Source organism: Singulisphaera rosea, assembly GCF_054877945.1.
Genome location: NZ_JBTYIP020000011.1, coordinates 1 through 21,673 on the forward strand (window position 1 = coordinate 1; position 21,673 = coordinate 21,673).

General features: G+C 65.6%; 15 protein-coding genes and 1 pseudogene. 9 read left to right on the plus strand and 7 right to left on the minus strand.

What is annotated here, in order from left to right; genetic code table 11:
- Positions 1-186: 186 nt before the first annotated feature.
- Positions 187-717, minus strand: a complete 531-nt coding sequence (gene lepB, locus ACYOEI_RS19235; protein WP_462851173.1) for a signal peptidase I — start codon at positions 715-717, stop codon at positions 187-189.
- 513 nt (positions 718-1,230) lie between these two features.
- On the opposite strand from lepB, the gene ACYOEI_RS19240 reads away from it, so the two are divergent.
- Positions 1,231-2,724: a hypothetical protein gene (locus ACYOEI_RS19240; RefSeq protein WP_462851174.1), complete on the plus strand. Its 1,494-nt coding sequence runs from the start codon at positions 1,231-1,233 to the stop codon at positions 2,722-2,724.
- Between the two features lie 85 nt (positions 2,725-2,809).
- Here the strand turns inward: ACYOEI_RS19240 and ACYOEI_RS19245 are convergent, their stop codons facing one another.
- Positions 2,810-3,904 carry an alpha/beta hydrolase gene (locus ACYOEI_RS19245; protein WP_462851175.1) on the minus strand — a complete coding sequence of 365 codons (1,095 nt, stop codon included), beginning with the start codon at positions 3,902-3,904 and terminating at the stop codon, positions 2,810-2,812.
- A 235-nt stretch (positions 3,905-4,139) separates the two neighbouring features.
- Here ACYOEI_RS19245 and ACYOEI_RS19250 point away from each other — a divergent pair.
- Positions 4,140-4,223, plus strand: a pseudogene (locus ACYOEI_RS19250) (zinc-binding dehydrogenase); the annotation flags it as partial.
- Positions 4,224-4,235: 12 nt separating this feature from the next.
- Here ACYOEI_RS19250 and ACYOEI_RS19255 read toward each other — a convergent pair.
- On the minus strand, positions 4,236-6,044 hold the full coding sequence (locus ACYOEI_RS19255) for an RNA polymerase sigma factor (RefSeq protein WP_462851176.1): 1,809 nt from the start codon (positions 6,042-6,044) through the stop codon (positions 4,236-4,238).
- A 106-nt stretch (positions 6,045-6,150) separates the two neighbouring features.
- Positions 6,151-6,606, minus strand: a complete 456-nt coding sequence (locus tag ACYOEI_RS19260) for a cupin domain-containing protein (RefSeq protein WP_462851178.1) — start codon at positions 6,604-6,606, stop codon at positions 6,151-6,153.
- Positions 6,607-6,766: 160 nt separating this feature from the next.
- On the opposite strand from ACYOEI_RS19260, the gene ACYOEI_RS19265 reads away from it, so the two are divergent.
- The 5 genes from ACYOEI_RS19265 (at position 6,767) to ACYOEI_RS19285 (ending at position 16,224) form a co-directional block, all read left to right on the plus strand.
- A complete protein-coding gene (locus ACYOEI_RS19265; RefSeq protein ID WP_462851179.1) occupies positions 6,767-7,969 on the plus strand; it encodes an aminotransferase class V-fold PLP-dependent enzyme in 1,203 nt (400 codons plus the stop codon).
- 259 nt (positions 7,970-8,228) lie between these two features.
- Positions 8,229-8,510, plus strand: coding sequence for a hypothetical protein (locus ACYOEI_RS19270; RefSeq protein ID WP_462851180.1), 282 nt, complete (start codon positions 8,229-8,231; stop codon positions 8,508-8,510).
- A gap of 201 nt (positions 8,511-8,711) precedes the next feature.
- Positions 8,712-11,489: a hypothetical protein gene (locus tag ACYOEI_RS19275; protein ID WP_462851181.1), complete on the plus strand. Its 2,778-nt coding sequence runs from the start codon at positions 8,712-8,714 to the stop codon at positions 11,487-11,489.
- Positions 11,490-12,868: 1,379 nt separating this feature from the next.
- Positions 12,869-15,154, plus strand: a complete 2,286-nt coding sequence (locus ACYOEI_RS19280) for an FG-GAP repeat domain-containing protein (protein WP_462851182.1) — start codon at positions 12,869-12,871, stop codon at positions 15,152-15,154.
- Positions 15,155-15,435: 281 nt separating this feature from the next.
- Positions 15,436-16,224: a hypothetical protein gene (locus tag ACYOEI_RS19285; RefSeq protein WP_462851183.1), complete on the plus strand. Its 789-nt coding sequence runs from the start codon at positions 15,436-15,438 to the stop codon at positions 16,222-16,224.
- A 61-nt stretch (positions 16,225-16,285) separates the two neighbouring features.
- Here the strand turns inward: ACYOEI_RS19285 and ACYOEI_RS19290 are convergent, their stop codons facing one another.
- Complete coding sequence (locus ACYOEI_RS19290) at positions 16,286-19,033, minus strand: glycoside hydrolase family 15 protein (protein ID WP_462851184.1); 2,748 nt, start codon at positions 19,031-19,033, stop codon at positions 16,286-16,288.
- A gap of 81 nt (positions 19,034-19,114) precedes the next feature.
- On the opposite strand from ACYOEI_RS19290, the gene ACYOEI_RS19295 reads away from it, so the two are divergent.
- Positions 19,115-19,318 (plus strand): hypothetical protein, encoded by a 204-nt coding sequence (locus ACYOEI_RS19295; protein ID WP_462851185.1) that lies wholly within the window; start codon positions 19,115-19,117, stop codon positions 19,316-19,318.
- A 28-nt stretch (positions 19,319-19,346) separates the two neighbouring features.
- Positions 19,347-20,249, plus strand: coding sequence for a sugar phosphate isomerase/epimerase family protein (locus ACYOEI_RS19300; protein ID WP_462851186.1), 903 nt, complete (start codon positions 19,347-19,349; stop codon positions 20,247-20,249).
- Between the two features lie 31 nt (positions 20,250-20,280).
- On the opposite strand, the gene csrA is transcribed toward ACYOEI_RS19300, so the two are convergent.
- Together csrA and aroE are read right to left on the minus strand one after the other, a co-directional pair.
- Positions 20,281-20,475, minus strand: a complete 195-nt coding sequence (gene csrA, locus ACYOEI_RS19305) for a carbon storage regulator CsrA (protein WP_462851187.1) — start codon at positions 20,473-20,475, stop codon at positions 20,281-20,283.
- Positions 20,476-20,776: 301 nt separating this feature from the next.
- Complete coding sequence (gene aroE, locus ACYOEI_RS19310; RefSeq protein ID WP_462851188.1) at positions 20,777-21,634, minus strand: shikimate dehydrogenase; 858 nt, start codon at positions 21,632-21,634, stop codon at positions 20,777-20,779.
- Positions 21,635-21,673 lie beyond the last annotated feature (39 nt).

The following is a 21,673-nucleotide window of genomic DNA, read 5'->3' on the forward strand; positions in this document are numbered from 1 at the left end:
GCGAGTGAATCCCATCGCAAGAAATCGAAGAGGATTCACTCGCTGGCGCTTCGGGCGTGTATCAATGAGGTGCTACCCGGATGTAAACCGCTGTAAGACGGAACCCGTGGCACTCGTCGTTTGAACATTAGAACAATGATGATTTCTGTCGCGGGGACGATCACGCCCCATGGGTCCCTCGGGATTTTACCTGAGGCTGCCGATTCGGTTCGACGGCCAGCAGCGGTACTCCGCGCGCCCGACGAACTGGTTGTCGGGGACTGGGCCCCAGACGTGGCTGTCGTTGCTGGCGTTCCGGCTGTCGCCCATCATGAAGTATTCGCCGGTCTGGAGGTGGATTGGGGGCATCGTGTAGGTGATGGGTGCCTTGAGGTAAGGCTCCTCGATAACCTTGCCGTCGATCCAAACCCGGCCACTCGAGACCTCGATTGTTTCGCCGGGCAGCCCGATTACCCGCTTGACGACCTCACCGCCCTTCGGCATACGAAACACCCAGACTTCCTGCCGCCTCGGCGCGGAGGCCCCGCGGAGCGACACGCAGATTCGGTCGCCGGGGGCGAGCGTCGGCCCCATCGAGCCCGACGGGATCGAATAGACCCGTAACGACGTCGCATAGGTCGCCGCGTCCCTCGCGAACCAGAGGATCACGGACAGGGCGGGGATGATTAGCAGCCAACGGCGCCGTCGCTTGCCGTTCAACGCCTTCTCGCTCGCCATGGAATCGACTCCTCCACCGTGGTGCGGCCGATCGGACCAACCCTCACCCTCGGGGCACGACGCCGAAGTCTCGGGGAGATCCCGAGGGGGCCGTGTCCCCGAGTCGGCTCGAACGTCCGCGACCGAATGACGGCGACTCCGGACCATTCGCAATCCCTCCGCCATCGGAGAGACTCCTCGCCGCGAAGCCTGACGAGCTTTCTTCGGCCGACTCGGGCGAATATTCACCGCAAAGGTACAAAGGGCTGCGAGAGCGATCCCTTCTCTCGGGATCCTGTCTTTGTGTCACGGTGCCTTTGTGGCGAATCAATCCTCCAAACAAGGGGTCAATTCTGCCCCGCGCGGGGACCTCACCTCGCGGTTACAATCGCGGGTCCGAGGGCGGCCGACGGGGCCGAGCCCTCCCGAAGAAAACCGGCGATCACCCCGATGAACATGAATCGTTTCAGGACGACTGGCCGCGTGCCGCTCCCCCCCCTCGCTCCTTGCCAGGCCTCCAGTCGAGGCGCCCGGGTGATTTTCTTTACGCTCCTTGTCACGGCAGGGGCGTTGTTCTCCCCAACCGAGGCGGCCGCCGAACTGTTGGCGGGCGTCGCCAAGGTCGACGTCACCGAGAGGGCAGGCGTACCGGTCAACGACCCGTTGTACGCCAAGGCCCTCGTCCTCAAAAACGGCCCGACGACGGCCGTGATCGTCACCGTCGACGCGGTCGCCATCGGCGAGATCGGCCCCATCAAGAACGACTACCTGCCCCGTGTCCGTTCCCGGCTCGAGGCCGAGCTCGGGATCAAGCCCGAGAGCGTCCTCGTCAACGCCAGCCACTGCCACGGGATCGTCTGCTCCGACGTCGACCAGCGGACGTTCCAGGCCGTGAAGGAGGCCTCGGAGCATTTGGTCCCCGTCAAGGTCGGCGTCGGCGTCGGCCGAGAGGACCGGATCATGGAGAACCGCCGGCTCCGGATGAAAGACGGACGCGAGGTCGACGTCCGCCATGCCTACTCGCTCCCGCCCGACGAAGAGGTCGCCGGCGTCGGCCCCGTCGACCCGGAGATCGGGATCCTCCGCCTCGACACGGCCGAGGGGCGACCCCTGGCGGTCGTCTACAACTTCGCCTGCCACCCGATCCTGGGCGTCCCCGGCGCCAAGAACACCGCCGACTTCACCGGCTTCGCGTCGAGGGTCATCGAGGAGAACCTCGGCGAAGGGGCCGTCGCCCTCTTCGTCCAAGGCTGCGGCGGCGATATCAACCCCGCCTTGTATAAAGACGTCGAGAACCCTCGGCATGCGGAAACGCTCGGCAACGTCCTCGGCCTGAGCACCCTGAAAGGCATCCGGGCCATCAAAACCCGAGACGACGGCCGCCTGCGCGTCGTTCGCGAAACCCTCGCGCTCCCGAGGGCCGACTTCGCGACTCGCATCCGCTCCCTCGAGGCCGAGCAACTCGCGCTCGCCCAATCCCTCGGGGGGACGAGCTTGAGCCTCAAGACGTTCCTCCCCCTCGCCGTGAAGTACAACCTGTCGAAGGAGTATCCCTCCTATTACTCACACAGGTATCTCTCCGAGCGGAACGCGGGCCGCGACGACCTCGACCAACTCGACGCCGAGAACCGCCGGAACATGGAGCAGTACATCAAGAACATCCACACCATGGAGCAGCTCACGAGGACCCAGACCAACCTCGCGCTCTTGAAGAAGCACCAGGCGGACTACCTGGCCAAGGGCAAGCCGACCGTCGACGTCGACCTGATGGGCCTGCGCGTGGGCGACTTCGTGCTCGTCACGTCCCCCGGCGAGCTGACGGTCCAGATCGGCCTGAACATCAAGAAGGCGTCGCCCCACGAACGGACCTTCGTCGCGGGATATACCAATGGGTATATCTATTACGCACCCACCGCCGAACAGCTCAAGAACAAGGGGGCGGCCCAGGAAGACTGCGACACCATCCTCGCCCCCGAGTGGCAAGCCCTCTTCGAGGGGAGGGCCGCCGACCTGTTGAGGAAACTCTGAGTGTCGATTTCAGAGCCCGGCGGTCCCGCAGGGGAATGCCGGGCCGTGGCCGGATCGACCTCGCCTTTGGCTCCGGTCCTGACGACTACTTGTCCCCCTCGGGGGCATACCCCTTCCAGACCCACTCGATGGCGTGCGGGAGGAATTGCTGCTGGGCGTTGCTGACGCTGTGCCGAGCGCCTCGGCAGAAGAGGTATTGATACTCGTAACCTTTGTCCTTGAGCACCTTGGCCATTCGGTGGTTGGCCTCGACCCAGTCGTGCATCCCGTCCCGCATCACGTTGGGGTTGAGCAGGTCCGCGTCGCCGACGGAGATGAACAGCCGGATGGGCTTCTTGGGGCTGTTCGGGATGAGCGTCTCGTGGAAGCCCCAGGCCCCGTCCGGGAACTTCGGGTCGAACGGCCACGCCTGGTTCACGAACGTGCCCGAGGTCGTCAGCACGCGGTGGTACAGGTCGTTTCGGAACCAGGCCATGATGAGGGCCGCCGATCCTCCGGAGCTGTTCCCCATCGCCGCGCGGCCGTCGGGGTCCTTCGTCAACGTCACCCCACAGTGCTTTTCCACCCGCGGCAGCACCTCGGTCTCGATGTACTCGGCGTAGTCGCCGTTCATGTTGTCATATTCTTTCCCACGCTCGTGACCCTGGGCATCGCCGCCGCCGTTGCCGATGGAAATGAGGACGATCGGCGGGATCCGCTTCTGGTGGATCAGGTTGTCGAGGATCGTCTTGAGGCCGTTCGCCTGGCCGGGGCCGTCGTGGACCACCAGGAACGGCGCCTCGGTCCCTGGCTTGTACTGTGCGGGGATGTAGACACCAACCCTCCGCTTGTAGTCGATGGGGTGCGTCTCCACGATCAGCGTCTTCGGATTGCTCGGGTCCACCTTCCCGAACTTGTCGCGGGCGATGCCGGGGTTAAAGAGCCTGGTCTCCTTCGAGTCGAAGACCAACGACTCGACCTTCCCTTCGGGCACGCCCTCGACCTTTTTGCGTTCCGGCGCGGGCACGTAGTTCGGCCCGATGACAAAATTGTCGTAAGCGTCGAGGGGTGGGGTTTCGCCTTCATTCAGCACCTTGAACGGCGGCGCACCCGGGGCGTCGAACGGGCGTGTCGCCGGCTGGGCCAGGACGCTGGAGCCTGCGAACACCGCGATCAAGCACGCCATCAGTCGTTTGAACATGACATCCCTCGCTGTTTCTTCGTCGGATCACCCGTGACGGTACCGGGTGGGGACTGCGATGTCTCTTATGTACCCGATTTCCCAACGGCCGGCACTACGTCGCCGAGATCCTTCGGGCTCTCGACACCCCCGCTTGCCTGACACCGGGCCGTCCTTTGACCTCTGACCCGGCCTGGTTCGTCCGTTTCATGATCAGGCTCATATCCGCGCGCCGCGAACAGAGCCTGAAGCTTGGATGAGCCGCGTCAACGAGGCGATGGAGCGTCTTGAGGCCGGCAAGGCCCGCTACCGCATCGTCCTCGACGCGGATTTCTCATGAGCCTTGCCCTGCTCATTTCTGCTGTAGGGGTGCATATGGGAATGAGCGAGGTGACTCCACTGGCCTCAGAATTTTCTCAGGGTCCAGGCGGAGACGCTCGACGGGCCAGGTGTCATCGATGGTGCGCGGCTCGAGCAGGATATCACCGAATTCTACCCGCTCGAAAGAGCGGGTCTGGAAACGGAATTCCTCGATGCGATCCGGTGAGATTGGAAATCGGTACACTGTCGAGGGACCGGGCATTTCCTTCTTGCTCGGTAAGTCGATGGCTTTGTGTACCTGGCCGTCATGATCGAAGGCGATCAGTCTCTTATCTATGTCTTTGAGGTCAACGTCGACCGTGATCGACGTATCTTGCTCGATTGCCCGAGCCCTGGAGAACGTGATGACGTGCGAGCCGAAAGTCACGTTCTCTCGCTCTTCCAGGCCGCGGGTCGTCGCGGCCGTCGCCCACGGGCCGGCGGCGATGCGGACCCGGGCCGTACACGACGACCAGGCCTTCGGCAACTGGACGATCGCCCCAAATCCTCCCGGGATGGCCTTTCCGTAGTAGAAGTCGCAGCGCTCGGCGGTGTCCGAGACGATGGCCCCGGGAAACTCCCAATCGACGTGAACGCCTTCTGGATCTTCCGGGTCCCACACCCGGATGACGAAGGCCCTGATCTTCTTGTCCTGATCGTGGCGTCGCGGGACCGAGGCGATGAGGACGAGCGAGCGTGGGATCCTCGAGCCCCCCGGGCTCCATTGGAGTCCTGCCGTGAGGTCCCTCGAACCGGTTGTGACTCCAAGTAAGGCCACCGTCACGCCGTTGGGGAGAGACCTCTTCCAGGGGGACTGCTCAGTCTTTGGCTCGTGGCTAGGCGCATCCGCGGGGAGGGGTTTCTCCGTGACCTTGCCGCGAGGAGCGGACTGTTTCGTCGCCGGCAAGTCCGTCGTCGAGGCGGGCTGCCTCGCGAGCAAGACCGCCCCGGTCGCGATCGAGGCCGCGAGGGAGAATGACGTCACGACGTGCTTGAATTTGGGGAGGAACATGGTCAGGAGGACTCCCTTCGAGAGCTCCAGGGCTCGCGCCGAGATGACCTCGGGGCAGGTGGCTCTGCCTTTCGCGACGGCCGAGGCAATGCGGACGGTCGACTCTCTCAACGAGGTCGCCACGGGCGGCGAGATCGATTCGAGGGAGAGCCCGGGGACGAACGCATGGCCCGAGACGGCGAAACCGCGACGGGCCAGGCCGACCCGGAGTCGTTCCCGGGCCCGCATTAGGCGCACGCCCAGGGTGTTCTCGGGGCACCGGAGCTGGGCCGATGCCCCTTGCCGGCTCATGCCTTCCAGGTGGCAGAGAACGATCGGGACGCGGTACTTGTCGGGTAGTCGAGCGATTTCCTCGTGGAGGACTGCCAACATCTCGAGGCGTTCTTCGTCGGGAAGGTATCCCTCGTCAACTCGCGCCGACCCTCGCGCCTCGTGCTTTCGCCGGCGCGCCTCGACCGTCCGGGCCTTCTTCGCCGTCCGGGAGGCGACGCCGTAGAGCCAGTTGCCGAGGAGCTCGGGCCTGGCGATGCGGCCGGCATGTCGGGCCAGGACCAGGAAGGTCGCCTGGAATGCATCCTGGGCGTCGTGTGGGTCGCCGAGGATGCGTAGGCTGACGCCGAGGACCATCGGGCCGTGCCGCTCGACGAGGGCCTCGAAGGCCGCCTCGGCCTCTCCTCCCTCGCGGGAGGCGAACCGTTGCAGCAACTCGCCGTCCGAGTCTCGGCCGAGGGCGCCGAATTCGAAGAGCGTCCGCACCTGTCTCAGGCAATCCGCCCGTCCGTCGGCCATCGCTCGGGGTCCTCTCCGGCGTTTACCGTCTTCCTCCTGTACTGCCCGGAGGGGCCGAGTTCATTTCATCGGGCTATGAGGAAAACCCGAAGGAGTCCCCAAATGGTCAGCTCGCGGAGGTTGGACTTTCGCTGTTGCGGTCGTAGGGGATGATATTTTGCCACTCGTCGGCGTCGGAGCGGGCGACGACGGCCACGACGGGCTCGGTGTCGCTCATGTTGAAGACTTCGTGGGGGACGCCGGGCTCGATGTAGATGAAGTCGCCCGCCTCGTTCTCGATGACCTTTTTAAGCCCTGGCCCGTACTCGTGCCGGACTCGGCCCTGGAGGATGTAGAGCATCAATTCGAAGTCGACGTGGATGTGGGCGTACGCGACGCCGCCGGGAGGGATCGTCGCCACGTTCATCGAGAGCTTCGACGAGCCCACGTTCTTGGCGCTCATGCCGGCCTTGTAGCGGATCCCGTTCCAGCCCCGGCAGTTCCCGCTGCCTCGGATGACACGGATCCCCTCGCCCCCCTCGATGTCGGGCATGAGATCGTCGACAGATTCCGATTCCGCCATTGCGAACGACCCTCCGGCAAACCCAAACCTTGATCTTCTCCCACTTTCCGATCTCCCAAGTCTAGACGAAGGGTGTGGGGCACGCCAGAATCCAAAAGTGGTGCCGCGGGCGTCGCGATCTCTCCTCCTGATCGTCCTGGTGGGATTAAGAATGCCGACCATGAACGCCGAAAACGCCGCCGACCCGTTCCTGGCCGAGCGCGAACGGTTCCCGATCCTGGCCCGGACCAATTATCTCATCAGCAACTCCCTGGGGGCGGTCCCGTCCTCGACCTCCGCGGCGCTCGGCGATTTCCTCGAGACCTGGGCGACGCGAGGGGTCCGGGCCTGGGAAGAGGGCTGGTGGACCCTGGCGACCGACCTCGGCAACCTCGTCTCCCCCCTGATCGGGGCCGGGAGGGACGAGGTGGTCTTCCAGCCGAACGTCACGCTGGCCCACGCCGTCGTCTTCAGCGCGTTCGATCTGGGCGGCCCCCGGAGGAAGGTCGTCACCGACGCCATGCACTTCCCCTCGATCCTCTACCTGATCGACGGGCTCCGGCCCACAGGGGCCGAGGTCGAGGTCGTCCCGACCGACGACGGGGTCACCGTCGACACCGGGCGGATCCTCGAGGAGATCGACGAGGGGACGGCGATCGTCAATCTTTCGCATATTTTGTTTAAAAGCTCGTATGTTCACGACATTGCCGCGATCGCCGCGAGGGCGAGGCAGGTGGGCGCCATCACGGTGGTCGACGGCTATCAGGCGGTCGGGGCCTTGCCCGTCGACGTGAAGGCCCTGGGGGTGGACGTTTACATCGGGGGCTGCTTGAAATGGCTCTGCGGGGGGCCCGGTACGGCGTTCCTCTGGGTGGACCCCGCGATCAGGGAACGACTGGCACCTCGGCTCACGGGATGGATGTCGCACGCCCACCCGTTCCTGTTCTCGCCCACGCTGGAACGCCGGACCGACGCCTGGCGATTCCTCAACGGGACGCCGAACATCCCGTCGTTCTACGCGGCCCGGCCGGGCCTCGAGATCATCAACCGCGTCGGCGTCCCGGCCATCCGCGGCAAGTCCGAGCGGCAGACGGCCCGGCTCCTGGCCCTGGCCGATGCACGCGGCTACCCCTGCACGACCCCTCGCGACCCGGCCAGGCGCGGAGGGACGGTGGCCTTGCAGGTCGAGCACGGTGCGGAGGTCGCCCTGGCGCTCAAGGCGCGAGAGATCCTCTGCGACTACCGGCCAGGTGCCGGGATTCGCTTGTCTCCCCATTTCTACACCCGTGACGACGAACTCGACGCGGCGATCGAGGCCATCGCCGAGATCCTCGCCGATGGGGCCTGGCGGACGTTCTCGGGAAAGCGCCCGACCGTCACATGACGGATGCTCACGAGAGGACCTGGCCCGATCGCAATGCGGAGCGCCCGGGTGGCGGTCCCAGGTCGAGACCGGTCTGGACTTCCCGCTCGATAGAAGCGACACTCTGGCCTCTGTCGGGAGGAGCGGAGAGGCGAAACAACCTCGCGATCGACATCCGCCTCGGAGATTGTTTCGATACCGTCCCACCCGATGCGTTTGCGACGGTCGGCCGCCAAGGCTTGGCACCTTCCCTTCCGAGGAACAGGAACGGATTCGACCGATGGACGTGACGACCTTTCGTTACAGCCCCGCCTGTTCGGCCCCCAAATGCTCTCACCCGGCGGTCTACAAGGTGGCCGCGCCCTGGAGCGACGGCACCAGCTCCGAGCTGAAGAACTACGGACTGGCTTGCGACGCCCACCGCGATTCGCAACTGATGCTGGCCCAACTCCATCGCGAAGGGCTCAAGCTCGCCGACGGCGAGTCGATCGGCCCCGTCGGCCTCTATCGGCTCGCCACCGGCCAACGTGACGTCGCGTTGGTCCGGCTCCCCGATCACTAAGGTCCTTTCCCGAAACCTGTTTTCTTCTTAGAAGACGGGTTTCTGTGGGAATGCACGGAGACATCCCCGGCGGGTTGTCGTTGTCGAGGGCGTCAGAAACCCGTTTTCTAATTAAGAAAACAGGTTGCGGGTTAGACACTGGGGACCCGGTCCGGACGCGGACGAGCGGGTCATGTCTCCTGAACGAGATGGATCTCGACCATGAGTCATAGGCCTAGGATCGGGCGAAGGCCGGGGATCGTGCTCGCGGCGTCGCTGGCACTCGCGACGTCGCTGGGCGCGGGAGTGCCCCGTTCGCAAGTCCATAACCTTTTCACGCAATTCGACTTGCCGGATGCGTGGGAGGCCCGCTTCTGGGGCGATCCCGCCGTTAAAGGGCTGCTCGCGCTGGATGCCAAGGCCTTGGCCGAGCTGGTGCCGGTCCAGGCGGGGATCCGATACTGCCGCTGCCCTTCGTGCGACGCCACCGAGGCCGAGGACCCGCTGGGTTGGTCCGTGGACAAGCCGGCCGTCCTGACTTGCCGACACTGCGGCGTCGCCGTGCCGAACGACCAGTTTCCGGCGAAGGACGAGAAGGACAAGAAGGTCCCCGAAGATGTCGTCGACGTCCTCCCTCGCGTGACACACCACTACCCGTACCACGTGGTCGAGGCCGCGAAGCAGCGATATCCCGACGAACGGCTCTACCTCGCCGCCAAACGTGACTACGAGGCTCGCCAGTTCCTCAGCAAGGCGGCCCTGTATGCCGCAGTCCGCTACCATGAGGCCCCCGGGGGGCGTCAGGATCCCGCCCTGGCGCGGCTCGCCTCGGTCCTGATCCTCCGCTTCGCCCAGACCTATCCCGCCTACGCAACCCACTACGATCAGCCGGAGTCCCCCAAGGTTTTCCAGCAGGCCGATTTGCCCCCGCCTTATCGCCAGGGCTACAAGACCGGGAAGTGGGATTGGACCGCGGGGCTGGACGTCCCCTTGCAGTTGGTCATCGCGTATGCCCTCATCCGCGACACCCCCGCGCTCCAGGAGGCCGGTCGGGCTCTGGGGGATCTGCACCCTTCCAAGACGATCGAACGCGACCTCTTCCGGGCCTCGGCCGAGTTCGTGAGGCTGCAACCGGAGGAGTTCAGCGAGAAATCCCTCCAGGCGTATCGGGGGATCCTCGCCGTCGGTCGGCTTCTCGACGACGCCGGGTTCGTCCATGAGGCCCTCACCCGGCTCGACGGGTTCGCCGAGCGTGGGTTCTACCACGACGGGCTCTGGCGGGAGGGCGACGCGGCGACGCACCGCCGGATCCTGGAATTGATCGACGGCTGGCTCGATCGACTCCTGGCGGGATACTCCGATCCCCCCGGCTATGTCCTGAGGCCCAACGAACGCCGGATCGAACACGTCGTGGGAGTGGCGGGGATCCCGATGCTGGCCCTGGCGCGTTCCGCGGGTGCGACGGTCCTGAGCGACCCCCCTACGCCCGAGATCCAGCAGGCGGCCTGGCCGGCGGTGGAGACCCCGGCGGTCGCGAGACACGCGGCCCTGCTCGGCGGTGCGGGACTGGCGAGGCTGGCCGTCGGCGAAGGGCTGGGGGCGATCGACCTCGAGCTGAAAGGGCAGGACAGCATCGGCTCGCCCCACTACCAGCGCCAGGCGTTCCGCCTCGACATCGGCGGTCGGCCGGTCCTCGGCGACCTCGACGACCTGCCCCCGATCCCCAACGGCTGGGACCGCGCCACGGCAAGTCACAACACCGTCCTGATCGACGGCCTGAATCAGCGCGAGTCCTTGAGGAAGGCCAAGGAGCCGACGCTCGGCGGGAACTTCCTCTACTTCGCCGCCGACCCCGACTTCCAGGTGGCGACGCTCGACGACCCCAGCGCCTATCCCCTATCGGCCAACCGTTATCGCCAGACGATGATCGCCGCCTCGGGGCCGAGGTCGTCGTACGCGATCGGCGTCTTCGAGGTGGACGGGGGGCTCCAGCACGACCAGATCTTCCACGGGGCGCCCGGCTCATTGGCCCGTTGGGAGCTCTCGGTCGCGTCCTCCGCCGCCCCTTCGTCGCTCCTCCCGGCATCAATCCCTTATGTCTCGACGGCCCGTGCCGAGGACGGGCGATGGTTCGTCCAGGCCTACGGGGAATTCGCCACGCTGGGCCAGGCTCGGGTCTTCCGCCCGTTGATGGCGTCCCTGACGGGCCCCGATGCGCCCGGGGTCCGGGTCCACATCCTCGGCGACATGCCCGCCTCGGTCATCGTGGCCACGAGCCCCGACCCCGCCTCGCCGACCACGGGCGAGGACCCCGGGCGCGCCGGGCTGATCGTCCGCCGGCGCTCGCCGAACGGGGCGACCTTGAAATCGACGTTCGTCAACGTCTTCGAGCCGACCGCCGGGCCGGCCTCGACCTTGTCGCGAGTCGGCCGTGTGGTCTCGCCCGAAGGGTCGGTCGTCGTCCACCTCGAGACGGCCGACGGCCCCGAGCAGGTCGTCGTCAACCTCACGCCGGGGACCGAGATCAAGGTCCCCCTGGTCGAGGGTCGATCGCTCGTGACCGACGCCCTGGCCGTCCGAGTCTCGGCGCATTCGCTCGTCCTGGCCGGCGGGACCTTCGCCGAGACGGCCGGCCGACGCGTCGAGCAGTCGGCGGCCTCGGGGAAGATCAAGGCCGCGGTCCGCAAGGCGTCGTCCAAGGGCCGGGGCTGGTTCGAGACCAACACCCCCTTGCCCGACGCCCCCTCCCTGGCTGGCCGGATCCTCCTGATCCGCCACGGCGACGGCACGACCCGAGGCTGGACCCTGCAACACGTCGAAACCCACGCCAACGGCTCTCGCCTCTACGTCCGCGAGGAGCCCGGCTTCACCATCGACGACAAGAACGACCGCGTCGCCCGCTACTACCAGTTCCCCAGGAATATCGCTCCCTGGCCCCACGAATTCCGCATCTCCAAGATGTCGAGGGCCGGCGACCCCATCGCGACGCCCGTTCGCTGAGGAGCGACCTACGGGGTTGGGCAATCGTGTGTTAGCCCTAAAGATAGGCTTCGGCCGTCAGAAACAAGGCATTGAGTCACTCGAGGAACTGTCGTCCTCTTGATGCGTCCCTCAACTCCTCCCAGATCCCGAACGACTGCTCGGCGGGTGCACGCTGAGGGTTGGCTCGAGGCCAGGGATATTCAGGATTCGGGCCTTCCCGAGCGAGGGCCGGGGCCAGGTCCTCGATGCTCATCGCCAAGGGGATACTCGAGCGGATACGCGACGACCACGCCTCATCCCTGCCATCATAACCGAGCTGTTGCTGGGCCATTCACCTGGTGGAGAGGCTCCGCAGGAAACGGACAATCGCATGGCAGTCGGGGAGTGCGGGCTGCTTGCGAAGGAGCTCGAATACGGCAAAATCCGACCGAGCCTGGGCCAGGAATAACCGCTGCTGCTCGTTCACGTCCGTCGGCCGGTCGCGATGTTGGCAACGAATTCCCAACCGTGGGGCAATGGCAGTCGGCTCGCGCTGATGGCCTCAAGTCGTTCGCTCGTGATGTCGGCCACAAAGAGCCGAAACGGAGCACCTTGGACATTCAGCCCGAATTCAATCGGCTCGACGTTGCGCCTCTCGGCCTCAGAAAGCGTCAGGCGATCGTTTACCCCCAGGAGCCGGATCTCGTCGGCTGGTGCACCCGTTGGGAGGTACAAAGCAACTCGGATGCTGCTGTCTGAGGCTAGATGCTTCCTCGTGATCCAACGCGCCATCTCATCTCGTTCGGTACTGGTAGGGGCCGAGGGTGGCGGTGTCTTCTGCTGACGGCGACGGGATACAGCGTCCAACTCGTCGAGGAACTCGAACCACTGCTCTTCATCGTATTGCTCAGCAGCACGGGCAAGTTCTTGGGACGTCGGAATCGGACCGGCTCCTCTTCTTGGTCTCCGGTGTCCGTCTATTTATTTCGATCATAGCGGGTAAAGAGCATGCCGAGTAGCCCGGGAGTGCCGACGCCAACGGTATACTGCAACGAGTGTTCATGAAAATTGTTATTATTTTTATGGTTTTTTTAAACATTTACGTTTGTGTTATGTTTGCTTGCGAGTCGATCGAGGTCGTCCGTAGTAGAAGCACTCTCCTCCGGCCATTCCCTTCCGACGTTCGGCGGATGCCCAGCGACGCCTTGTCGGTCGCCCGAGGCTGGGTTATCGTTGAGTCGAGCCATTCGATGCCGATCACGCTGATCTGTGATCGACCAGCCTCTTCGATATGAGCCTGTCGTCGGGTCCGATCTCCATAGGATCGTCGCGCCTACTCCGGAGAAGCCCTCGGGAGTCGGGCGGACCTCGGCGAGGATGATCTCGAGCGACAACGATCCAACAACCCGAAGGTCCACATGCACTCGTTCCCCCCTACGAGTCGCCGGTACTCACGCTTGGCGTCCTGCGCCGTCGGCCTGGTCTTGCTGGTCGCCCTCGCTGGTGGGGCGTGGAGGTATTCGACGGGAGGGCTAAGGGCTACACCCGCAGCCGTACCCCCACCCGCTCCGAAGCCGACTCACCCGTACCAGCCGAGGAAGCCGCTGGAGTCGAGCGGCTTTAGCTTGATCCTCACCATGGTGGATCGCTGGAAACCGGACGCGTCGCTCCAGGACGTCGCCGAATGCTGGCGAGACGTCGGCCATCGCCTCGGTCGGGTCGTCGACGAACGGCTCGCTCAGCCGTCGATGACGGACGAGGCCAAGGTCCCGCTCCTCGTCCGGAAGGCGATGCTACTCAACAGTGAGGCGGAGCCTGAGAACGCCTACGCCGCCTTGGCCGAAGCGAGGGGCCTCGCCGAGCGGAACAAATCCGTGCGCGATGCCTGGCTCTACTCGCTCGTCTATTTCCAGGGGATTTCGGCCCTGCGGCTCGGGGAGGACCAGAACTGCATCCTGTGCCGGGGCGAGAGCTCGTGCATCCTGCCGATCTCCTCGGCGGCGGCCCACACGAACCCGCACGGGTCGCGGCTGGCGATCGAACGGTTCACCGAGTACCTCGAACGCTTCCCCGACGACCTCGAGGTCCGCTGGCTCCTCAACCTGGCCCACATGACGCTCGGGGAGTATCCCCAGAAAGTCGACCCTCGGTATCGGATTTCGTATGATCGCTATCTCAAGTCCGAATTCGATATCGGCCGATTCCGCGACATCGGCGACCGGGCCAAGGTGAACCGGTTCAACCAGGCCGGGGGTGCCGTCATGGAGGACTTCGACGACGACGGCCGGCTCGACCTGGCCGTGACGTCGTTCGACCCGACCCAGAGGATGGAGGTCTATCGAAACCGAGGCGACGGTACCTTCGAGGAGCGGACCGAAGCGGCCGGCGTCACCGACCAACTCGGCGGCCTATACTGCGTCCAGGCCGACTACAACAACGACGGGGCCGTCGACCTCTTCATCCCGCGCGGGGCGTGGCTCCCGCTGCCCATACGGCCGACCCTGTTGAAGAACGTCGGCGGACGGTTCGTCGACGTGACCCGCGAGGCGGGGCTGCTCCACCCGGTCAACTCGAACTCGGCGAGCTGGGCCGACTACGACAACGACGGCTGGGTCGACCTGTTCGTTTGCTGCGAGAACCAGAGCAACCGCCTCTACCACAACGAAGGGAATGGGACCTTCACCGAGGTCGCCTCCAGGGCTGGTCTCTTCGCCCTGAACCAGACGTTTTGCAAAGGGGCAGCCTGGATCGACTACGACAACGACCGCTATCCGGACCTCTTCCTCAACGACTTGAAGGGGAGCGGCCAGCTCTTCCATAACAAGCGCGACGGCACGTTCCGCGATGCCTCGGTCCCGATGGGGATCGACGGCCCCAGGGTTGGATTCTCTTGCTGGGCGTGGGATTTCGACAACGACGGTTGGCTCGACATCTTCGCCGCCAGCTACGACCGCACGTTGGCCGGCGTGGTCCAGGGACTCATGGGCCAGCCCCACAACCTCAACGCGAACAAGCTCTATCGCAACCGGGGAGGCAAGGGTTTCGAAGACGTGACCCGGAAGACCGGCCTGGACATGGTCTTCGCGACGATGGGGAGCAACTTCGGAGACTTCGATAACGACGGATTCCTCGATATGTATCTCGGCACCGGGGAGCCTCACCTTTCCACCCTGGTCCCCAACCGGATGTTCAAGAATGTCGAGGGACGTCGATTCGCGGAGATCACCGCCTCGTCGGGCACCGGCCACCTCCAGAAGGGGCACGCCGTCGCGTGCGGCGACTGGGACCGAGACGGCGACATCGACCTCTTCCTCGAGATGGGCGGGGCGACGAACGGCGACCGGTATCACAACGTCCTGTTCGAGAACCCGGGGCAGGGGAATCACTGGCTGACGGTGAAGCTCGTCGGTAAGCAGACCAATCGTTCGGCGATCGGTGCCCGGATCAAGGCGGTCACGGCCGGGAAGGCGTCCGCAACGATCTACCGGCACGTCTCGTCGGGGAGCAGCTTCGGAGCGAACCCACTCCAGCAGACCCTCGGGCTCGCCCGGGCGACGAAGATTTCGAGCCTCGAGATCTATTGGCCGACGAGCGACACGACCCAGGTCTTCCGCGACGTCGACGCCGACCAGGCGATCGAGGTGACCGAGTTTGCCAAGGAATACCGACGTTTGGATTGGTCCCCGATCCCCCTCCCGAAGTGATCGCCTGATCGTGAAAACAGGCGCCTTCGGGGCAGATGATTCCCCAAGAAGACAGCCTGGAGAGTCTCGAGGGAGAAAATACGTCTACCCTGTTGACAACGGCCGATGAGGGGTTATTCTCACCCATGTCGGTCGTGAAGCCATACCCAGAAACCTGCCTCTCCGACCGGCCGAAGCATCGGCTTCGATCATCCGGCCTCTTCTCTGTTCCGGCCCCGGCGCCCTGTAGTAATACGGGACGCCGGGGTTTTTGCTTGGTTCCTTGGCGAGCGAGCCTGGTGATGTCACGACGCTGGAATGGACCCGGGCCGGAGTTCGACCTGGCCTGGGGAGAACGGACTTGGACGCTCAAAGTCGACGACCCGTCGCCCGGCTTGCGGGTCCGCGACGAGTCGGTCGGCCCGCTGCTGGGTCTGGAAGGGGTGGCGGCGATCGGCCGATGGTCTCCGGAAGCCCTCTCCGGGGCGACGCTCATCACTTTCGAGCGCCGGTTCGAGCGGGTTGAGGCCACCTACGCCCCTCAAGGGTGGGGCGACTTGGTCGTCCGGGCCGCCTGGAGCCCGTCCGGGGCCGATGGCGTGGACTTGGAAGTCCAGATCCATGCCTTGTCGGTCGACCAACTCCAGGCCGTCGAGGTCAAGCTCGCGAGCATCCTACCCGAGCCTTCGGAGTCGTCGCGGTGGAAGCGCTGGGTCGAACCTCGAGACGCACGCTCGGCCGCGTTGAGCTACGACGGGCGCGAGGCCGACGTCTGGGGATTGACGACCCTCCCGATCGTCGACGAGTCCGCCCCCCTGGCTCCTCGAGTGCTGCCGGGCCCCTGGGGTGATGGCTGGACGTACATCGAGATGGTCCACCCAAACGACGTGGCGCGGCGGATCACCGAGGCGGGAAAGGCCACGAGTCTTGGCCACACGACCCGATACGGCCTCTTTGGCTACGACCTCGAGAAGGGCGTGGTGCTCCGCGCCCGGTTGAGGGCACTCTGGACGAACTCCTCGACCGCCCGGCACGATTCGCTCGAGCTCTATGAGCGCTTCAAGGGCGAGCCGCTCCCGCTCGGCACTTGAGAAACGAGAGGGGCTCGGTACTGATCATCACGTCAGCGGGAAGTCGGGGCCGGTACCCTGATCATCCCCATTGCCAACTCCAGGACGATTCTCCGGCGGGGAGCTCGGTCGTCCAGGAGAGTCGGTTGGCGCGGTGGTCGTAGGCCGGTGCAGGAGACTCGGGGGCGGAATGCCAGGGACCGAGCTCGGCCAGGCCGGGGCAGGTCAGCCCGAGCTTCAGCGAGACCGCGTGGCGGAGCTTCGCGTTGAGCGTGAGGTGGTAGACCGTGCCGCCGATCGGGCGTTCGAGGCGGTAGCTGACCTCGCCGCAATCGAGCGTCCGGCTCAGTCCGACATGGGGCCAGCCGCTGGGGAGGGCGGGGTCCAGTCGGAGGACGCGGTCGGGGACGTCGTATTCGAGCCCGGCGATGTCGAGCATCGTCTCGGCGAGCATCGCGTGGAGGCCCCAGACGCCCGAGGCTGCACCGAGGGTGTAGCGGGGGGCATCGTTGGCCCGGAGCGACGAGCGGAGTAGCAGACCGAGCGGGAAGAGCCGTCCCAGGATCCCGTCGAGCATCGTCAAGGCACGGTTCCAGTGCCGGATCTGCCCGGTCTCCCGACCGAGTTGGATCAGGTACCGGGCCATCCAGAGGGTGGCCTGGCTGGAGATGTCGTGGTTGTGCGACTCGCTGGGGGAGGCGCTCCCGTGCGGGCGGGCCGGGTCGATCGACCATCGCGCGAGGACGTTCGAATCGCCGTTGACGGCGTTGTATCGGAGGATCGTCTCCGCGGTCCGGACGGCCCGGGGGTCGGCCGCGGGGAGGAGGCCGAACGGGACGATCAGCCCTAGCAGGCTGATGTCCAGGGCACTTGAGCGGTTGATCAAGGACTCGGGCCGGTCGGTCCAAAGCCCTCGGAGGGTCGAGAGTCGTCGGGCGTCGAGGAATCGGCCGGTCTCGAGGTCGACCAAACCCGGGGCGTCCTCGCCGGTCCCCTCGCCTCGGCCCAAGATCCCGGTCGTCCAGATGCGGTCGGCGAGGGCCGTCCAATGCTTGGCGGGCTCGGGGCGATCGAGCAACTCCGCGAGCCGGGCCGCGGCGCGGAGGCCGGCGACGACGCAGGCGTTCGAGTAGAGGAAGGCCCCGAAGCGGTGGTCCCAGACCCCTGCCGAGGTGATCAGCGACAGGTCTTCGAGCCAGCGCAGGCCCGGATGCCCGGCGTCGCCGGTGCAAACGCGCGCGGCTTGCTCGATCATCGGCCAGGACGCGGCGACGAAGTCGCGGTCGCCGGTGCGTCGGTAGTGCTGTTCGAGGGCCCAGGGGATCATCGCGGTCTGGTCGACCGCGGGCGTCTCCCACTCCGGCCCGCCGTCGATCGTATACTTCTGGAACCAGTATGTGTACGGGTGGTTCTGGCCTCGGACCTTGGAGAGCCAACGGAAGACGCCCCGGCCGATCTGGGGGTGGCCGAGCCGTTCCAGGGCTCCCGAGACCCAGATCGCGTCTCGGGGCCAGCAATAGGCGCTCAGGCCGCGGTCGAAGCCGGAGGCGATCGCACCCCAGGTCGCGTCGGCATGCAACGCCGCGGCGAGGGCCGAGCGGCGGAGGCTGACGGCGTAGGTCGGCTTCGAGAAATGGGGATTCGGCAAGGGTTCGACGAAACTATCCCACTCCTGGCCGGTCGTCTGCTCGACCTGGTCGAGGTCGGCCGATCGGAACCAGGCGAGTGCGGGGCGGAGCCAGTGCTCGAACGTCCCCGGGTCGCCCCGCCATCCCGTGAAGGCGCCGCTGACGAGGAGGTCGACGGTGACGGTCTCCCCGGCGGGCAGGTCGAGCCAGCGGAGCAAGATCGCCTCATTCGCGCCCGTCGGCTCGCAATGGACGTCCCCTCGGCCGTCGAGGGCCACGGCGAACTCGACCGTCGCGTCGCGGGCGAGCTTGCGGTTGGCGTGGGCGTGGCCCCGGTTCGTCGCCAGGAGCGTCCGGTCGCCGTCGTGCCAGATCAGGCCGGGCTCGCCGATCCCGCCATTCACCTCGGCCTGGATGTAGACCCCGAAAAGCGCCCGGCGCGGCTCGGTCCCCTCGTTTTTGACGCGGAACCGTTTGAGGTACTGCCCGGGCGACTCGGTCCCGCCGGCCGTCTTCGGCAGGCAAGGGCCCATCGCGGCGAAGTCGGTGATCAAGACGCGGACCGGCCCTCCTCGCCAGGCGAGCTCGGTCATCAGGAGGTTGGTCGCCCCGAGATAGTGCTGGAAGGGCTCCCACGAGAGCCGCTCGGTGAACCAGTCGAGCCGACGTCCCGCTGCCAGGCCCCCGACGATCGCCCGGAAGTGGGAACGGCTCTGCGGCAGGTCCCCCTCGGCGGGCCGGACGTCCGAGTGGAGGCCGACGGTCGGGAAGTACACGTCGTACGTCGAGCCTCGCCCGTCGACCCGGGCCGTCATCATTCGGTTCCCGACCAGCCCCTCCGGGCCCATCGCGACGATCTCGGCGGCCTCGGTCCGGTCGGGCAAGTTAGGCCGGATGATCGTATCCTGCGGCGGGCTGTAGACCGTCTCGCCCCCTTTGGGACGCATGACCGAACGGTAATGCAGCCGGACTCCCACCGCTTGAGGAGGGATGGGGACGTGCCAGAAGCTGTTGACCCCTTTGTTCTCGATCCAGAAGGCGGGCAGGGGGCCGAGGGCCACGTCGTCGGACGAGATCTCGAGCCAGACGATCTGATCGGCCTCGATCGGATGCGTCCCGACGACGACCGCCGACCACATCCCGGCGCGGACCGGTCCACCGTGTCGTCCCTTCGCCGCCGCCTCGATCCAGGTGGACACCATATTTGATATCGCCCCGCGTCCCCCGGTCCGGAATCGGTCGAAGGCCTCCGCCACCCAGCTCGTCCCCACGGGCCTGGGTGTATGATTGTGGAGTATCCGTCCCTTCGCGCCAAGGGCCTGGGCCCTCGAGCGGCGATTCCTCGACGGGCGACCTTCGGCATGCATGCCGATGCGGAGGCCCGCCTCCTCGGGGGGCGTCGCGGGTGCCCGCCCGAACGCGAACGGCTCGCGGAGGAGTCGGCCGTGCACAAGGCAGGCCGAGCCGCCCGGAACTGGCGCGTTTGACGCGGCCGGAACATCAACGGAAGGTGGGATGTCGATGTACGCGAGCTTCAATGCGAGGGCGATCGGCCTGGACCTCGCACCCGAGGATACGGTGCAACTCGCGGCCGAGGCGGGCTTCTCCGGGGTCGACCTCCTGGTCCGCGACATCGTCGACGGCGGGACGGACGTGGCGAAGCTCCGGGCGAGGATGGACGAGCTCGGGGTGCGCGGTGGGGCGTGGCCGCTGCCCGTCGATTGGAAGGGGGATGCGGGGCGATTCGCCCGGGACCTCGAACGCCTCCCACGATATGCCGAGGCGGCGGCGATTCTCGGCCTTTTCAGGACGGGGACCTGGGTCTTACCCGAGACCCTCGGACGTTCCGGCGCCGGGGAAGATCCGGAGACCGTTCTTGAGGAGACGGCCTCGTGGCATCGCGAACGATTGGCCGCGATGGCCAACGTCCTCGAGCGGCATGGGAGCCGGCTCGGCCTGGAGGTCATCGGCGTGGAGTCGTTCCGCACGGGGAACGGTCTGCCGTTCATTAGCCGACTGGGCGACATCGAAGCCCGATTGGGAGCAATCAGGTCGCTCGGCCCGAACGTCGGGATCCTCCTCGACGTCCATCACCTCTACGCGGCGGGCGAATCGATCGAGGCGGGACTCACCTGGGGAGTCGACCGTCTCGTCTGGGTTCACGTTGCCGACCTCCCGGCCTCGGCCTCGTCGGATCGGCATGCGATGCGCGACGACGTCCGGGGACTTCCGGGAGAACATGGGGCGATCGACTGCAGGGGCTTCCTGGAGCGCCTGGCCGTTGAAGGTTACGACGGTCCCGTCACGGCAGAACCACTCGCGGCGTGCCGGTCGCTCTCGGGACTGGACCCGAAGGCAAAGGTGCACACCGTCTCCGCATCGCTCCGATCGGTCTGGCCGATCGAAGGCGTCGTGTGAACACTCGAGGAGCAAGGTCCCGCGGGACAGCTCAACGGTTGTACGCGGGCTCCGTCTCGACGGCCTTGGCGACGCGGTTCGGCGAGATTTCTTCTCGGTACACGGGGACTTCGTGCGGGGCCTCGATCCCGATCCGAATCTGGTTGCGGTCGATCTTGACGACGGTCACGACGATGTTGTCACCGATCACGATCTTTTCGCCAAGCTTCCTGCTCAAAACCAGCATGGAACTCTCCCGTTCGTGGTGAAGTGCCCGTTGCCGAATTCCTCTTGGCGGCCCACGCCGATTTGAGGCGATCTGAACAATCTACTAATAGCACACACTATACCAAAACTCGGATTTTTTCCGATTGTCGCGCCTAATGTGAGATCCTGATTGGAGATCGGTCATATTATCGGGCAACGATCGAGGGGGCGGGAACGCAGAGGTATTGTCAACATTGCCGCCCCTTCCCGGATCGCCTTTGAAAAAATGGGAGGTGGAGTTTCCACCCTCCCTTGCGACGAATGTCATCGGACCGCGTGCGTTAACCCGCAAAGACCGTTTCCAGCGCCTGTCGCATGACTTCCGGGCGTGGGTCTCGTCCAGACCAGAGACGAATGCCGATGACACCCTGGTTGACGAGCATCCCGAGGCCATCAAGGACCTGGCACCCCTTCGATTCCGCCTCGCGGACCAGGCGAGTCCTCGGCGGATTCGGGATCACGTCGCTGACGATCATGCCGTTTCGGAGGGTTGACACGTCAACAGGGATGCGTGCATCGACGTCCGGGAAGAGGCCGATCGAGGTGGCATTGACGAGCATATCGACCCCTTCGGGGACGTGGTACTCGCCTTCCCAAACGGCGAACTTGGCCGGAACTCCCGTTCGCTCAATGAGCTGCGTCGTGAGCGTTTGACCACGACTCGAGTCGCGATTCACGATGGTCAGGTGTTCCGCACCCGCCAGGGCCAACTCGACCGCGATCGCGCGAGCGGCACCCCCGGCGCCCAGGATGACGGCCCGGATGCCGGAAATGGGACGTAGGGTGAGTACCGACTGGAGGAACCCTTTGCCGTCCGTATTATCGCCGATCAGTTCCCCGTCGCGATGAATGACGCAGTTAACCGCTCCAATCGCTTCGGCAGCAGGACTCAGCCGGTCGAGGTGGGGGATGACGGCGACTTTGTGCGGGATCGTGCAGTTAAACCCTTTCCAGTTCATGGCGCGGGCGCCTCGGACCGCGGCACCGAGGTCGTCGGGGCGGACTTCGACGGTCAGGTAGCGCCAGTCGAGCCCCATGTCGGCGAACGCCGGCTCGATCATCGCCTGGGTGGGGTTCTCGGCGACCGGGAAACCGAAGACGCCGACGAGTTCTTGCTTGAAGGAGCGGGTGGTGGCCACGGAGGGTCCCCTCATTGCGTTGCGGTACCGGCCTCGCAC

What these genes read in the sequence shown, in the direction of transcription:
- lepB (WP_462851173.1), bottom strand. Translation starts at nt 717, where the DNA reads ATGGCGAGCGAGAAGGCGTTGAACGGCAAGCGACGGCGCCGTTGGCTG.
- ACYOEI_RS19245 (WP_462851175.1), bottom strand. Translation starts at nt 3,904, where the DNA reads ATGTTCAAACGACTGATGGCGTGCTTGATCGCGGTGTTCGCAGGCTCC.
- ACYOEI_RS19255 (WP_462851176.1), bottom strand. Translation starts at nt 6,044, where the DNA reads ATGGCCGACGGACGGGCGGATTGCCTGAGACAGGTGCGGACGCTCTTC.
- ACYOEI_RS19260 (WP_462851178.1), bottom strand. Translation starts at nt 6,606, where the DNA reads ATGGCGGAATCGGAATCTGTCGACGATCTCATGCCCGACATCGAGGGG.
- ACYOEI_RS19265 (WP_462851179.1), top strand. Translation starts at nt 6,767, where the DNA reads ATGAACGCCGAAAACGCCGCCGACCCGTTCCTGGCCGAGCGCGAACGG.
- ACYOEI_RS19270 (WP_462851180.1), top strand. Translation starts at nt 8,229, where the DNA reads ATGGACGTGACGACCTTTCGTTACAGCCCCGCCTGTTCGGCCCCCAAA.
- ACYOEI_RS19275 (WP_462851181.1), top strand. Translation starts at nt 8,712, where the DNA reads ATGAGTCATAGGCCTAGGATCGGGCGAAGGCCGGGGATCGTGCTCGCG.
- ACYOEI_RS19280 (WP_462851182.1), top strand. Translation starts at nt 12,869, where the DNA reads ATGCACTCGTTCCCCCCTACGAGTCGCCGGTACTCACGCTTGGCGTCC.
- ACYOEI_RS19285 (WP_462851183.1), top strand. Translation starts at nt 15,436, where the DNA reads ATGTCACGACGCTGGAATGGACCCGGGCCGGAGTTCGACCTGGCCTGG.
- ACYOEI_RS19290 (WP_462851184.1), bottom strand. Translation starts at nt 19,033, where the DNA reads ATGGTGTCCACCTGGATCGAGGCGGCGGCGAAGGGACGACACGGTGGA.
- ACYOEI_RS19295 (WP_462851185.1), top strand. Translation starts at nt 19,115, where the DNA reads ATGATTGTGGAGTATCCGTCCCTTCGCGCCAAGGGCCTGGGCCCTCGA.
- ACYOEI_RS19300 (WP_462851186.1), top strand. Translation starts at nt 19,347, where the DNA reads ATGTCGATGTACGCGAGCTTCAATGCGAGGGCGATCGGCCTGGACCTC.
- csrA (WP_462851187.1), bottom strand. Translation starts at nt 20,475, where the DNA reads ATGCTGGTTTTGAGCAGGAAGCTTGGCGAAAAGATCGTGATCGGTGAC.